The sequence below is a fragment of the Thalassospira sp. HF15 genome (assembly GCF_011806525.1).
GTDB lineage: Bacteria > Pseudomonadota > Alphaproteobacteria > Rhodospirillales > Thalassospiraceae > Thalassospira.
Window position 1 is genome coordinate 385,353 of record NZ_JAAVKI010000001.1, and the last position, 13,653, is coordinate 399,005.

The 13,653-nt window shown below is 52.9% G+C and carries 11 protein-coding genes and 1 tRNA gene; 4 read left to right on the plus strand and 8 right to left on the minus strand.

Annotated features, from left to right (window positions below; translation table 11 throughout):
• Positions 1 to 43 precede the first annotated feature (43 nt).
• The 6 genes from HED22_RS01765 to HED22_RS19785 all read right to left on the minus strand — a co-directional run bounded on the left by HED22_RS01765 (position 44) and on the right by HED22_RS19785 (position 6,097).
• Positions 44 to 1,150 (minus strand): DNA polymerase III subunit delta', encoded by a 1,107-nt coding sequence (locus HED22_RS01765; protein ID WP_167718250.1) that lies wholly within the window; start codon positions 1,148 to 1,150, stop codon positions 44 to 46.
• Between the two features lie 3 nt (positions 1,151 to 1,153).
• Positions 1,154 to 1,810: a dTMP kinase gene (tmk, locus tag HED22_RS01770; RefSeq protein ID WP_167718252.1), complete on the minus strand. Its 657-nt coding sequence runs from the start codon at positions 1,808 to 1,810 to the stop codon at positions 1,154 to 1,156.
• Positions 1,807 to 2,985: a D-alanyl-D-alanine carboxypeptidase family protein gene (locus HED22_RS01775; protein ID WP_167718254.1), complete on the minus strand. Its 1,179-nt coding sequence runs from the start codon at positions 2,983 to 2,985 to the stop codon at positions 1,807 to 1,809. The genes tmk and HED22_RS01775 overlap by 4 nt, the downstream gene beginning before the upstream one ends.
• 143 nt (positions 2,986 to 3,128) lie before the next feature.
• Positions 3,129 to 4,172 carry a septal ring lytic transglycosylase RlpA family protein gene (locus HED22_RS19730; RefSeq protein WP_167718256.1) on the minus strand — a complete coding sequence of 348 codons (1,044 nt, stop codon included), beginning with the start codon at positions 4,170 to 4,172 and terminating at the stop codon, positions 3,129 to 3,131.
• Positions 4,173 to 4,245: 73 nt separating this feature from the next.
• The gene (locus HED22_RS01785) at positions 4,246 to 5,250 is read right to left on the minus strand and encodes a lytic transglycosylase domain-containing protein (protein ID WP_167718258.1); all 1,005 of its coding nucleotides are present in this window, start codon (positions 5,248 to 5,250) and stop codon (positions 4,246 to 4,248) included.
• A 22-nt stretch (positions 5,251 to 5,272) separates the two neighbouring features.
• A complete protein-coding gene (locus HED22_RS19785) occupies positions 5,273 to 6,097 on the minus strand; it encodes a YdcF family protein (protein ID WP_167718260.1) in 825 nt (274 codons plus the stop codon).
• A 161-nt stretch (positions 6,098 to 6,258) separates the two neighbouring features.
• Between HED22_RS19785 and HED22_RS01795 the strand changes: the two genes are divergently transcribed.
• Together HED22_RS01795 and HED22_RS01800 are read left to right on the plus strand one after the other, a co-directional pair.
• Positions 6,259 to 6,348, plus strand: a tRNA-Ser gene (locus HED22_RS01795).
• A 107-nt stretch (positions 6,349 to 6,455) separates the two neighbouring features.
• A complete protein-coding gene (locus HED22_RS01800) occupies positions 6,456 to 6,794 on the plus strand; it encodes a zinc ribbon domain-containing protein YjdM (protein ID WP_167718262.1) in 339 nt (112 codons plus the stop codon).
• Positions 6,795 to 6,875: 81 nt separating this feature from the next.
• Here HED22_RS01800 and HED22_RS01805 read toward each other — a convergent pair whose 3' ends face one another.
• Positions 6,876 to 9,116: a TRAP transporter fused permease subunit gene (locus HED22_RS01805; RefSeq protein ID WP_167718264.1), complete on the minus strand. Its 2,241-nt coding sequence runs from the start codon at positions 9,114 to 9,116 to the stop codon at positions 6,876 to 6,878.
• Between the two features lie 117 nt (positions 9,117 to 9,233).
• Positions 9,234 to 10,208, minus strand: a complete 975-nt coding sequence (locus HED22_RS01810; RefSeq protein WP_167718266.1) for a TAXI family TRAP transporter solute-binding subunit — start codon at positions 10,206 to 10,208, stop codon at positions 9,234 to 9,236.
• 291 nt (positions 10,209 to 10,499) lie between these two features.
• Between HED22_RS01810 and HED22_RS01815 the strand changes: the two genes are divergently transcribed.
• Entirely contained in the window at positions 10,500 to 12,446 is a 1,947-nt protein-coding gene (locus HED22_RS01815) for a methyl-accepting chemotaxis protein (RefSeq protein ID WP_167718268.1), read from the plus strand.
• 364 nt (positions 12,447 to 12,810) lie between these two features.
• Positions 12,811 to 13,572, plus strand: a complete 762-nt coding sequence (locus tag HED22_RS01820) for an ABC transporter ATP-binding protein (RefSeq protein ID WP_368484464.1) — start codon at positions 12,811 to 12,813, stop codon at positions 13,570 to 13,572.
• Positions 13,573 to 13,653: the final 81 nt, after the last annotated feature.

Sequence of the window (13,653 nt, forward strand, 5' to 3'; positions counted from 1 at the left end):
AATGGGCCGTGATGGTCAAAATTTCGGTATGTGGGCAGTGATGTCAGGTTTGCATGGTTTCTTCAAGCATGAAGAATGCATTGAGCAAGGCCTGCTTGCGATCAAGATGCAAACCGCGGGTCGCGCCCATCAAGTCGTTGATCTTTTCCCATACCTCCAGCCATTGATCAAGCGGTTGCGCGGCTGCCATGCGTTGCATCGCGGGCAATTCGCCTTCAACGACCTCCCGGGGCGCCTGCCCCGTTGCGGCAAACCGTATCATTCGAGCCAGCCACCAATGCAACAGTTCAGTGATTGTTGCAAAGGCAGCATCCTTGTCAGCGGGGGAAAAACGCTCCGCAAACTTGTGCTGTGCCGCGACATCGGCATTCGGAAGGGCTGCAATGATCTCGACAAGCTGCGTATATAGCTCCAGCCCGCCGACGTCATGGAGCTGAAGTGCACGCCCTACACTTCCCTCGGCCAAGCCAGACAGCGCATCCCGAGCATCAAGATCCATTTCTGGGCAATATCGGCCGAGAAGATCAACAACCTGATGATCCCGAAGCGGACCAAGATTAAGACGTCGGCAACGAGACCGAATGGTCGGCAGCAACCGCCCCGGATGATGGGCGACCAAAATCATCATTGCGTTGGCCGGTGGTTCTTCAAGAACTTTCAGGATCGCGTTGGCCGCATTGCGGTTTAGCTCATCGGCAGCATCGACGATCACAATTCGCCATCCGCCCTCGGCAGAGGTTTTGGACATGAAGTTGCCAACGGTGCGAACGCTGGCAACCGTTATTTCACCCTGCAAGCGCTTTTTCTTGTCATCATATTGGCGTTCGATGACCTTAAGGTCCCCGTGACCACCACCCGCGATACGCCGCGATACCGGGTTTTCAGGATCTACGTAAAGACCATCGCTCTGATCGCCAAAAAGTCCGGCGCCACCATTTTCGCCGCCACCGGACAGAATAAAGCGCGCCATGCGATAGGCCAGCGTCGCCTTGCCAACCCCTTTGGGGCCGCAAAGCAACCAGGCATGGTGCATGCGATTGCTGTTCCAGGCATCCAAAATGACTTTTTCGGCTTGTTCATGGCCCAAAAGAGAGTCATTGCGGCGCGGTTCAAAGGGATTCTCTTCTTCAGGAATGTCGTCCTTGGCCATCAATCAGATCCCCTGCCCGGCAATTCGACCCTTTACGGCAGAGATAACGCGTTCGCCTACGCTTTCGATGTCACCATTGGCGTCAATGACAACACAACGGTCCTTTTCAGTCGCTGCAATTTCGCGGTAGCCGTCACGTATGCGCTGGTGAAAGGCAAGCCCCATCCGTTCATAGCGATCCTCTGCAGCGCTCACATTGGCAAAGCGCGCGCCAGCCCGCTCCAAACCAAGTTCAAGCGGCAGCTCAAAAATCACCGTCAGGTCAGGTTTGAAGTCATTGATCGCCAGTTTCCAAAGATTGCGGATATACTCTGCCCCAAGACCGTGTCCGTAGCCCTGATACACAACAGATGAGTCGGCAAACCGGTCACAAAGAACGACCTTTCCCTCAGCAAGGGCTGGACGAATGGTCCGTTCTACATGGTCGCGGCGAGACGCAAACATCAAAAGCGCTTCGGTGACGGCGTCCCAGCGTCCGGGGTCGCCGGTCAGAATAAGATTGCGGATTTCCTCAGCACCTGGGGACCCACCGGGCTCGCGCGTGACGACAACATCCTTGCCCTGATCACGAAACCACTTCTCCAGACGGAGGATCTGGGTGGATTTTCCACTGCCCTCACCGCCTTCAAAACTGATGAACAAACCGGGTTTCGACGTCACCCGTTCGCCCCCCAGAGGAGATATTTGATCGCAGCGCCAATACGGCCGACAAAGCCAAGGCGACCGACATCATGTGCGGCATAAAGCGGGAATTCGATGGTGTCCTGATCCGGAACTTCGACCTTCAGCGTAGCGATTTGGTCACCTTTGCTGATGGGTGCGGGGATCGGTCCGTCATAGACCACAGAAACCTTCATATCGCGGCTTGCCGTGCGCGGCAGGGTCAAAAGGACTTCCTTGTCTGCAACCAGATCCACTTTGGTTTCCGAACCTAGCCAGACATTGGCGGAACTGACTGTTTCGCCTTCGGCAAACAAATCATAGTTGTCAAACTCTCGGAAGCCCCAATCAAGGAGCTTTTGTGACTCCGTACGACGTTCACGCACAGAACCAAGGCCGTTGACAACAAGAATAAGACGACGTCCATCACGCTCGGCTGACGCAGTCAGGCCGTACCCCGCTGCTTCCGTATGGCCGGTCTTAAGGCCATCAACCCCGGCACTGGTGCCCAAAAGCGGATTGCGGTTTGGCTGGCGGATGCCGTTATAGGTGAATTCCTTGACGGAATAGAGCTTATAGAGATCCGGGAAGTTGCGAATGGTGTCGCGTGCAAGGATCGCAAGATCATGAACCGTGACAAGATGCCCTTCTGCCGGCCATCCGGTGGCATTTTTAAAGATCGATTTGGTCATGCCGATTGCACGCGCTTCTTCGGTCATGGCCTCGGCGAAGGCCTCTTCGGAACCGCCTAAGCCTTCGGCGACCACAATGGCTGCATCATTGCCGGACTGGACGATAATCCCGTGCAGAAGATCGGATACCGAAACGTTGGAGTTAACCTCAACAAACATTTTCGATCCGCCCTTGCGCCATGCCTTTTCACTGACGTGGAAGGTGTCGTCCAAGGAGACCCGACCATCCTTGATATACTTGAACAGCATATGGACGGTCATCATTTTGGTCATCGAAGCCGGCTCGGTCAGGGTGTCCCCTTCTTTATCGAGCAGCACGGCCCCGGTATCAAAATCCATGATAAAGGCTTCACGCGCATTGGTCTCGATCGCCTGCGCACTCGCAGAGGTCATCGACATTGCCATGACGGAACCAACAATGAAGGCCCCGGCCACTACCCGGTTCAGAGTGTTTTTGAACGGAACTGGCGGCATCAAAGTCATGGCATTCTAACCCTGTAAAATAAATTCTCTATGCACCGAGAGCCGGTGTATCCGCTGTTTTGCTTATGTCGCAAATTCGGCAGAATTGTGCAACACCTGCAAGGTTGGTGTTTTAAAGCGGTAGCATAACCTGCTTTTTTCAATCAACAACCAGATGTGGCCGAGCCGCCATCTGCGCACTCGACAACGACTTTGGCACCGTTTTGGCCGGTCGCAATTACCCGTTCAAGAAGAATGTCGGCCTCTGGCACGGTTTCAAGGGGTCCAAGTCGCACGCGGTAGAAGGTCGTGCCCTTGATGTCGATCGGCTCAATTTTGCTAGGCGCCAGGTCATACAGGCGATTGCGCAGGTTCAGTGCGTTATCATAAATGGAAAAGGCACCAGCCTGTACGTAGATTGATGACGAAGCCACCGGAGACACTTCAACCACAGCGGTTTCTTCAACCACACCATCTAGCGGAGCTGCTTCCACGCTGGCGTTTGACGAGGGCGGTGTCAGCTTGATGCGGGAAGTGGTCGGTTCCCCGCTATCTGTTATGGGGCCATCATCTAGACGTACGGTTTCCACAACGTCACGCGGAGCAGCACTCACTGTGTTTTGTTCGGCAACGCTTACTTTAGGCGCCGCCTTTCCCTGCGCAATGGCGGCGATCTGACGGCTTTCGACCTCGATCACTTCAACCAGAACTTTTGCCGTTCCTTTGCGCTCAAAACCCAAAAGCTGAGCCGCGCGGCGGGACATATCAATAATGCGCCCATGCGCAAAAGGTCCGCGATCATTGACACGAACCTTGATAGATTTGCCGTTTTCAAGGTTGGTTACCCGAACGATACTGGGAAGCGGCAAAGTACGATGAGCTGCGGAAACTTCGTATTGATCAAAAATCTCGCCATTGGCGGTTTTCTTGCCGTGAAATTTCGGTCCATACCAGGAGGCGATGCCGGTTTCGGTATATTCATAGTCAACAGCCGGATAGTACCACTGACCGGCAATCTCGTATGGGTTTCCGATCTTGTAGTTGCCGACCTGAGCTGGTTGTGACTGACCGCCAAGTCGCTTGACGCCATGGAGTGCAAGCTGCGTTTCGGCACACCCTGCCAGCAAAATGCCAAGGGCTGCTGCCGCCATGGCAAGACGGCCTTTGGATCGCAGATGTGCCATGGCACTTTTTCGTGGTTTGGGCATCAAGGTGTCCCCGCTTGTAGATGCTCTGTCCATGCTCGTTCAGTTTCGAAATCCGTATTTTCGGACTGTTTTTTTAGCGACCGGCAATGGCGTCTGCCAGTGTACCAACTGCAATTGCGAAGTATGTCGAGCGGTTCCAATGCATGATGGTGTGGAAGTTGTTATAAACCATATATGCCGGACCTTCACCGTCATTTACGATGACAATTGAACCATCCATGTCGGCGACAGGTAAATCCGCACCATTTGGCATCCGTACGCCAAGCTTTTGCCATTCGGCAATCGGTTTGCGGATATCACGACCTTCAAGCTCCATATCGAAGTTTTCCGGCAGGGAAATCTTGCGGCCCCATCGCTCATCTGCGTGCCAACCGACAGAAGACAAATAGTTTGCTGCAGAGGCAAACACGTCTTCCTTCGCGCCCCAAAGATCAATCTTGCCATCGCCATTTCCGTCACGTGCGTAATTCAGGAAGGTGGATGGCATGAACTGTGCCTGTCCCATGGCACCGGCCCAGGAACCTGACATTTTTTCCGGTGCGATATGGCCTGCATCAATGATGGTCAGTGCGTTCATCAGCTCTTTGCGAAAATACTCTGCCCGGCGTCCTTCGAACGCCAGGGTCGCGAGTGAATCGACGACCGAATAGCCGCCGGTAAAGCGACCAAAGCCGGTTTCAATACCCCAGAACGCGGTCAGATAGTGGCCCGGAACCCCGTATTTTTTCGCTGCTGCATCAATGATTTCACGGTTTTCGGCATATTTGCGACGTCCTTCATTGACGCGTGACTGCGGTACCACACGGTCAAGATACTGATCAAAGGTCAGTTTGAATTCCGGCTGACTGCGATCATATTCGATCACTTTGGGAATTGGTTGGGTATTGGCAAAGGCAACATCGAGTGTTGCGTCGGAAATACCTTTGCTGGCTGCTTCCTTCTTGAATTCAACGAGCCACTCGTCAAATCCTTCGGTGGTGAATTCTGGAAGTTTTTCGTCGGTTTGGGCTGAGGCCGGTGTATGTGCCGCCATCACGGCAACGACGGAGGCAGCGGTAAACAATTTCCAGAATTTCATCTAAGCCTCATCCAATCATGTATCAGTTTTCCGTCCCGGCAGCGCGTGGTCGGGGGAACCATTCATCTGTGCGGCCCGTCCAGTAATAGGCAGTCAAACCAACCCATTCACGCAGAGCACGGCCTAGATTGTAGATAGCCCCTGAGACGTTAAGACTTGCTAAATGGATGTCATCGGAGGTGAATCTGTCTACCGGATAAGGGATGACATTCCAGCCAGCCTGGCGAAATGTTCCGACTGCGCGCGGCATGTGTTGTGCGGAAGTGATTAGCACCCAAGGCTTTTTGGCAAGCTCAGGCCAATCGCGATACACCATCTCAAGAGATTTTGTCGCGTTCTCGTGCGTGTTGCGCGATTGCGCTTCGAAGTACATGTTTGGCGTCTTTAGACCCGAATCGCTTAGCCAATTTTCAAGTACGAGCGCTTCGCTAAAGCCGCGTTCTGTCAGGTTGCCATCCCCGCCGGTGAACAGGATGGGTTTGGCAGGATATAGGTTGGCGACGCGCAGCATGGTAAAGATCCTGTCCGCAGAGCCGCCGACATGCATTTCGCCACGTTGAAGGTAGCTGTTTGGGTCGATGCTTCCTGCAAGCGTTACAGCACCTGCAAACTCCAAATTTGTAAGATCTGGTTTTTCAAATCTTGTTTCCAGTGCGTGCGACAGGATTGTACCAACGGGAATAACCGTAATCAGCAAGGACGCCCCGGTTAAGACAACCAAGCCTCCAATCGCAAATCTGCGTGTCCGTTTGAGAATCAACAGACCAAACAGAATTGCGAGTATTAGGCCATGCATGAATGCCGTATTAATCAGAATGCCGAGCGTTTTGGACAGGAAGTAGAACACGAGCGCAAGTTCCGAAAGCAGTTGGTTGTTTGAATGGAGTTACCATACTGAAATCGGGATAAATCGCCAGCTTTCGCTGCAATGATCGATTGCACTATTGACAGGTCATCCTCGTCAATTTATTGAAAGCGCCCAGAGCAAATAGCTCCAACCATTCTTGCGGAGAGGTGGCAGAGCGGTTGAATGCAGCGGTCTTGAAAACCGCCGTGCCTTTACGGGTACCGTGGGTTCGAATCCCACCCTCTCCGCCATTTATCCAAGACAGAGCAGAACTAGTTCAGCAATCGCAAGGCGATGTTCGCTGCGAGCTGCAAAGCCGTATCTGCCATGACGTCACCATCGTCGAAAGGTCGTTGATATGAGCGAACTGCCACCCTGCCCCAAATGTGAATCCCCATACACTTACGAAGATGGCGAGCTGTTGATTTGCCCGGAATGCGCCCATGAGTGGTCGCTTTCAACCGGGCAAGCAGATGCAAATGTTGTGCGGGATTCCAACGGTACTCCACTTGCCGATGGCGATACTGTCTCTGTGATCAAGGACCTGAAGGTCAAAGGTTCCTCGGCTGTTGTTAAGGTCGGCACCAAGGTAAAGGGCATTCGCCTCGTTGACGGTGATCATGATATTGACTGCAAGATCCCAGGGATCGGCCAAATGGGTCTGAAATCCGAATTTGTTAAGAAGGTTGCAGAATAAGCGACTGGGCGAACAACAGATAAAAAAAGCGCACCGAACATGGTGCGCTTTTTTTGGTTATGGCCATGGTTCCATGGTGACTTAGTCCGCGCCACCTGTTCTGAATGTTGAACCCGGTTTCGGTTTCAGGACACGCTGGATGAAGAGCGTCCCAATGGCAACGCCGATCCCGATTAGGTCCGTGATCAGGCCACCCGAGATCATGAACAGGGCGGCAACAATCAGCAAAATGCGCAAGAACCAGACCGCCCTGCTGCCAAGGAACCAGCCCTGCACGCCTGATGACAGCAAGAAGACGCCAACCACGGCGGTAACCAGTGCCTGACCAATCTGAAGATAGGTTCCATCCATCAGAATCGCAGAGTTATAGAAGAACATGAATGGCACGATGAAGGCCGCGATGCCGATCTTGAAGGACGCAACCGATGTCTCCATCGGGTTGGCGCCCGATATCCCGGCAGCGGCATAGGATGCAAGTGCCACAGGCGGGGTAATTGCTGAAACAACCGCAAAGTAGAACACGAAGAAGTGCGCTGTAAGTGGTTGAATACCAAGATCAATCAATCCCGGCGCCACCACAGAGGCCGCAACGGCATAGGCCGCGGTCGTTGGCATCCCCATCCCAAGAAGGATAGCAATCAGCATGGCGAATACCAGTGCCAGAAGCTGTGATGCCTCTGCCAGACCAAGCAGCAGATTGGAGAAGCGCGCTCCGACACCGGTCAAGGCAATCACACCGACAATGATACCGGCGCAGGCACAGACCGCGATGATCTGGATCGACATACCACCCGCCAGTTCAAAGGCTTTGGCAACCGATTTTATACCGACCCGGTTTGGGGTCATCCAACTGACAACCACGGCCGCAACTGTGGCAAGGGTCCCTGCCCGGATCACGGAATAACCAAGAAACAGCGCAATAATCAGAATGATGATCGGCAGGAAAAGAAATACCTTTTTGATCATCGCATCGAAGCGTGGCAATTCGTCTTCGCGCATGCCCCGCATGCCGAGTTTGGCAGCCTCGAAATCGACCATGAAATAAATCGATACAAAATAGAGGATTGCCGGAATGACTGCGGCGATGGCGATTTCGGTGTATGGAATACCGGTAATCTCCGCCATGATAAAGGCGCCGGCCCCCATGATCGGTGGCATGATCTGACCACCGGTTGAGGCCGCTGCCTCAATCGCACCGGCAGTCTTCTTGTGATAGCCGACCTTTTTCATCAACGGAATGGTCAGCGACCCGGTGGCAACCACGTTGCCAGCCGAGGTGCCATTGATCATGCCCATCAGGCCAGATGCAAAGATTGCAACCTTTGCAGGGCCACCACGCGCACGGCCCGCGACAGAGAATGCAAAGTTCACGAAATAATCTCCAACTTTGGATGCCTGCAGAAAGGCCGCAAAGATAATGAAGAGAATGATGTAGGTCGAAGAGACAGCTGTTGTCGGGCCAAGTATCCCTGCATCGGTGTAAACCTGACTAAAGAAGCGCTGCCAGGTAATTGATGGGGACTGCAGGAAGCCCGGCAGGTACTCTCCGACGAAAACATAAACAAGGAAAATCGTGGCAATAATCACAAGTGCAAGGCCAGCGACACGGCGGGTCAATTCCATGATCAACAATGTGCCAGCAACAGCAGCAATCGAGATCCCGATCGGCGCGAATGGCGTGCCGGTCGAGTTGCGCATCAACGTGCCGTAGATCGTAATCAGATAGAGTGCTACGGCAAAACCACAGACGCACAGAACAAAGTCAGGTGCGGAGTATTTGTCACGCGATGTCTTGTGGAACCAGGACAGAACGATACCACCGACCGTTGCGATCAAAAGCGGTGTTCCGAACATCCATGTTTCATTGAACTTGATGGTGGCATCAATGCCATTCCACATCACACCGTTCTGGATGTCGAATGCAAAACTGATCGCCATGCCCGTCGCCATGAAGGCCGGCACCAAAAGGACGTAAGACAGATACCCCAGAACCGGGGTTGATGTGCCCGGGCTGTCGTTAAAGCTGTTGGCGGAATACCAAAGGAAACCAAGTGCCAGTGCCCCGGCAACGTGGACAATCCGGAAGTTCCATGTTTCAAGCGGGAAATCTGGCAAGAACGGCAAGTTGACAATACCGCCCGTCATTCCTGACAGAGAGACGCCATTTAGCGCAAGCATATGGAAGGCTGCATAAATCGCAGCAGAGATCGTGATGAAGGTCAGTGCCCTGCCCTCAAACAGTCGCCGGTTATGTTCGACCGGCTCTTCGTCAACACCATCAGCAATGAGGTGTTCGTCTTCCACCTGGCTTTTATCTGACATCTATTCCCCCGCATTCACGCAAGATTGTTTTTGGCCACAGGCAAGCTGGTAATCAAAATATGGCGGACCGTCCATTAATCAGGACAGTCCGCCTTTCAAATGTTTTGCTGGCAGGGATCAGTTGATCATGTCTGCCGGAATGGACGCGCCATTCTCATTGAACCACTTCGCAGCACCCGGGTGCCACTTCATGACCTTGTTCTTGTCCCAGTTGGCCGGAACCGTCGAACGGGCTGCACGGTGGATTGAAACCATACGATCATTGTCAGACATCACAACATCGGTGACAGCGTAGACAAAGCTTTCCGGAAGATCGCAGTTGGCAATCGCAAAGTTCCACATTGAAACCGAGCGTGCCGGTTCGGTCAGGGTCGTGTAGGTATCGGCTGCGATGTTGAACTCGGATACCGGGAAGGCATCCATAATCTGTTCCTGTTCGGCTTCGGTGAACTCGATGATGTTCACGTCGGTCTGAACTTCAAGCTGGCTAACGGCCGGGACCGGAACGCCTGCAGCAAACGCAATCACGTCAAGCAAGCCGTCCTGTAGCTGACCACCAAGGTCAGACCAGCCGCCATTGCGGCGTTCGAAATCGACACCGAGTTCTTCAAGCATACGCGGGAAGTAAGTATCAGACGTCGAGCCAGCCGGGCCGAAACCGATTTTGGCACCAGCCGGGATGTCGTCGACGGACATAATGCCCGATGAAGACAGTGCGGTGATCGAGAATGGCGTCTGATACATCGGGAACATTGCGCAGGCATTGGTCATCTGCAGACCAGGTGCAATCGGGTTGGTGCCTGCAAGCGATTCTGCCGCCGGCCCCATAGTGGTCATGCCGAATGCGGCTTCACCAGTGTGAACAAGGGCCATGTTCTGCATTGGGCCACCGGTGACTTCGCCACCACCCGAAATGCCAAGTTCTTCAGCCACAAGGTTTGCCCAGCCAGAACCGTAAGCAAAATAGGTGCCGCCCTGTGATGCCGTGCCGACAGTGAAGCTCTCAGGCCAACCATCACGATCCTGTGCCACGGCAGCTGTGCTCCCGAACGCGAACGCGACCGCCATCCCTGCAAATAATGCGCGTTTCATTAATTTCCTCCGTTTATCGGTATTTTGTGTGAGTTTTCCACAAGTCATTTCCTCATATGGGGAAACTTACGGTTGATAGCAATGTGATTGTTAATCAATACCGAAAACAAAGAGATTTCATAGTGATGTCGATCTCTTGCCGGGTTCGACTTTAGTGGTAGCCGGCAATTCAAACACGTTTTGAACGATCAACTTTTCAGAAGGATGAACCATCGCGTCGCAAAGTGCTTGTAATCGTGTCACGTGAACACATTTGTTTAAAATACCGCGCTATTCCAGGAGGATTGCTGGATGTCACTCAATATTGGTAGCCGAATATTGCTTGCCGCGGCGATGATCGTTGTTGCGACGTTTACAGCCTTCATCCTGTATTTTGACTATCAGCAGCGAACCTACATCCAGAATGCACTGGTGGCCAAACTGACCGAGAGTGGTTCGTTGGCGACCGCTGGCATTTCAAGCTGGCTTGATGGTCGACGCCTGTTGGTCGAGAGCCTTGCCAATAGTATTGCACGTGACAGTTCACCCTCCAATGTTTCAGAAGTGGCGAGCGGTGAGGCCTTTGCCGAGTCATTTATCTATTCATATTTCGGCAGTGCCGATGGTGTGATGACAATGTATCCGCCCGATGAGCTGCCGCCCGACTACGACCCGCGCCAACGCCCTTGGTACGCCGATGCGGTCTTCGTCGGTGACAGCACCCTGACCGAACCCTACACAGATGCATCGACCGGTCAGCTTATCGTGACGGCGACCACACCCGTTTTTGACGGCTCCAACCTTCTTGGCGTTGTCGGCGGCGATATCGATATTGGTATCCTTGGTGATCTCGTTCGCAGCATCGATTTGGGCGGAATCGGATATGGCTTTCTGGTCAATGATCAGGGAACAGTGCTGATCCACCCGAATGCCGAATTCACTCTTACACCGCTGACTGAAGTGTTTCCTGACGACACCCCAACGGTAAAGGAAGGAATGGAGAACATCATGGACGGCAGCGGTGAACAGTTATTCACCTTCTTTCGTGTCAATGGTTTGCCGTCTGTGAACTGGTATCTCGGCTTTGCACTTGATCGCGATCAAGCATACGCATCGCTTACCGAGTTTCGCTACACTTCCATTATTACCGCTATAATTGCCATTCTGGCCATCATGGGCCTGATGGGCGTTCTGGTACGTATGTGGGTTTCGCGCCCGGTTATGAGCATGACTTCCGCCATGACCCGTCTCGCCAACGGACAGAGGGATGTAGAGGTTCCGGGAACTGAACTGAAGGACGAAATAGGCGCAATGGCGGCGGCTGTTCTGGTATTTAAGAACAACGCAGCCGAAGTCGACCGACTGGCGAAAGAAAATGAAGCCGCAACCAAACATGCGGCTGAGGCACGCAGGCGCGCCTTGGAACAAATGGCAGACAATTTTGAGAAAAGTGTTCTTTCTATTGTGGAAACAGTCGCAGAAGCGGCCGAACAAACACAGACGGTCGCAACCCAGTTATCTGCCAATGCAAAGGAATCTACTGCCCGTGCTGCTGCTGTTTCGAGTGCTGCAAACATAACAACGGAAAACGTCCAGGCGGTGGCGTCGGCCACTGAGGAACTGTCTGCAGCCATTCGCGAAATTGGTGCACAGGTCACGCAATCAATAGAGGTCGCGACCGAGGCGGTTGCTGGCGTAAACAGTACATCTGCCACCGTCACGGAACTCGCGGAGGCCGCCGAAAGGATCGGAAAGGTGGTTGGCCTTATTCAGGATGTTGCGGGACAAACAAACCTGCTGGCACTTAATGCAACCATCGAAGCTGCACGTGCTGGTGATGCCGGTAAAGGCTTTGCCGTTGTTGCCGGAGAAGTCAAATCCCTTGCCAATCAAACCGACAAGGCGACAGGAGACATTCAGGTCCAGGTCGATGGTATTCAAGGGTCTTCGAACCGTTCGGTTTCCGAAATCGGGTCGATTTCCGGAACGATTGAGCGGATCAACGAATTCTGCAATGCCATTGCAGCGGCGGTTGAGCAGCAAGGGGCTGCGACACAAGAGATTGCTGACAGTGTTCAACGTGCAGCATCCGGTACCCAAGAAGTTTCGCAAAACGTTTCGGCCGTCTCGGATACCGCCAACATGGTGAGTGAAGAAGCCAACTCGCTCCTCTCGTCTTCCGAGGAAATGCGGAAACTTGCCCAGCGTCTACGCGAAGAGGTTACCGGGTTCCTGAAAACTGTGCGCGACAACGAGTAGGCACGAAACAGTCGTCGGTTTGTAGGGTTTGAAGCTGTCGCATCCTTCAGCCTCCGGTTGGATTCCGTTCAACAGGCACCTTGTCGCGAAAATCCGTGTAGTTTTTTATTGCGTAAAATCCCTTACTGCTGCACGATTTGTGCAATGCGGTCTTTAAGGGTGATGTGTAACCGTCTGAAACCGCAGTTTTCTTCATAAAACTGCAAAATATCAGTGGAAATACTCTCGTTGGACAGGCAATTATTGACGGAATGAGAGGCGCTTTGGCGTGTCTTGTGGGGGAGCATCTGTTTTCAGATGCTAAGACGAACGAAGAATATAAGACTCTCAACAGGGAAATTTTAAACTCGATATGAGCACAGACATACCCGCCCTGCAGGTCGAAGGGATGTTCAAAAGCTTTGGGGAACACGAAGTTCTCAAAGGAATTGATCTGACGGCCAATACCGGGGACGTGATTTCGATTATTGGCTCTTCCGGATCGGGCAAAAGTACGTTTCTAAGATGCATCAACCTGCTTGAAACGCCAAATGCCGGGGCTGTTCACGTCAAAGGTGAATTGATCCGCATGAAGACGCTTAAGAATGGCTTGCAGGAAGCCGCCGACAAAAAGCAAATTCAACGTATTCGTACTAAACTGGCGATGGTGTTTCAGAGCTTCAATCTCTGGAGCCATTTGACCATTCTGGAAAATGTGATCGAAGCGCCGATCCACGTTCTTGGCGTGCCAAGAAAAGAAGCGATCGAGCGAGCCGATGCTTTGCTTCAAAAGGTCGGGATGTATGAACGTCGGGATTATTATCCCGGTCATGTATCTGGTGGCCAGCAACAGCGTGCCGCCATTGCGCGCGCGCTTGCAATTGAACCAGACGTTCTTCTGTTTGACGAGCCTACCTCTGCCCTTGATCCGGAACTTGTCGGTGAGGTTTTGCGGGTTATGACGGATTTGGCCGAGGAAGGTCGGACCATGTTGGTGGTGACCCACGAAATGGGTTTCGCAAAGGGCGTATCAAGCCACGTCATGTATTTGCATCAGGGGCTGGTCGAGGAATTCGGCAACCCAACTGATGTATTCGAGAATCCAAAATCGGAACGCATGAAGCAGTTTCTTCAGCGCGATTTCTGATCTTGGCAGACCAAGGCCTGCTGTGCCTTGGTCGCAAGAATGGGAGTGCCGTGATGCACGCCCCATTCCAATCAACAAGGG

Excerpts from the sequence above, each read along its gene's own strand:
- HED22_RS19730 (WP_167718256.1), bottom strand. The coding sequence starts at position 4,172 with ATGCCCAAACCACGAAAAAGTGCCATGGCACATCTGCGATCCAAAGGC.
- HED22_RS01765 (WP_167718250.1), bottom strand. The coding sequence starts at position 1,150 with ATGGCCAAGGACGACATTCCTGAAGAAGAGAATCCCTTTGAACCGCGC.
- HED22_RS01810 (WP_167718266.1), bottom strand. The coding sequence starts at position 10,208 with ATGAAACGCGCATTATTTGCAGGGATGGCGGTCGCGTTCGCGTTCGGG.
- HED22_RS01805 (WP_167718264.1), bottom strand. The coding sequence starts at position 9,116 with ATGTCAGATAAAAGCCAGGTGGAAGACGAACACCTCATTGCTGATGGT.
- HED22_RS01800 (WP_167718262.1), top strand. The coding sequence starts at position 6,456 with ATGAGCGAACTGCCACCCTGCCCCAAATGTGAATCCCCATACACTTAC.
- HED22_RS01785 (WP_167718258.1), bottom strand. The coding sequence starts at position 5,250 with ATGAAATTCTGGAAATTGTTTACCGCTGCCTCCGTCGTTGCCGTGATG.
- HED22_RS01775 (WP_167718254.1), bottom strand. The coding sequence starts at position 2,985 with ATGACTTTGATGCCGCCAGTTCCGTTCAAAAACACTCTGAACCGGGTA.
- HED22_RS01815 (WP_167718268.1), top strand. The coding sequence starts at position 10,500 with ATGTCACTCAATATTGGTAGCCGAATATTGCTTGCCGCGGCGATGATC.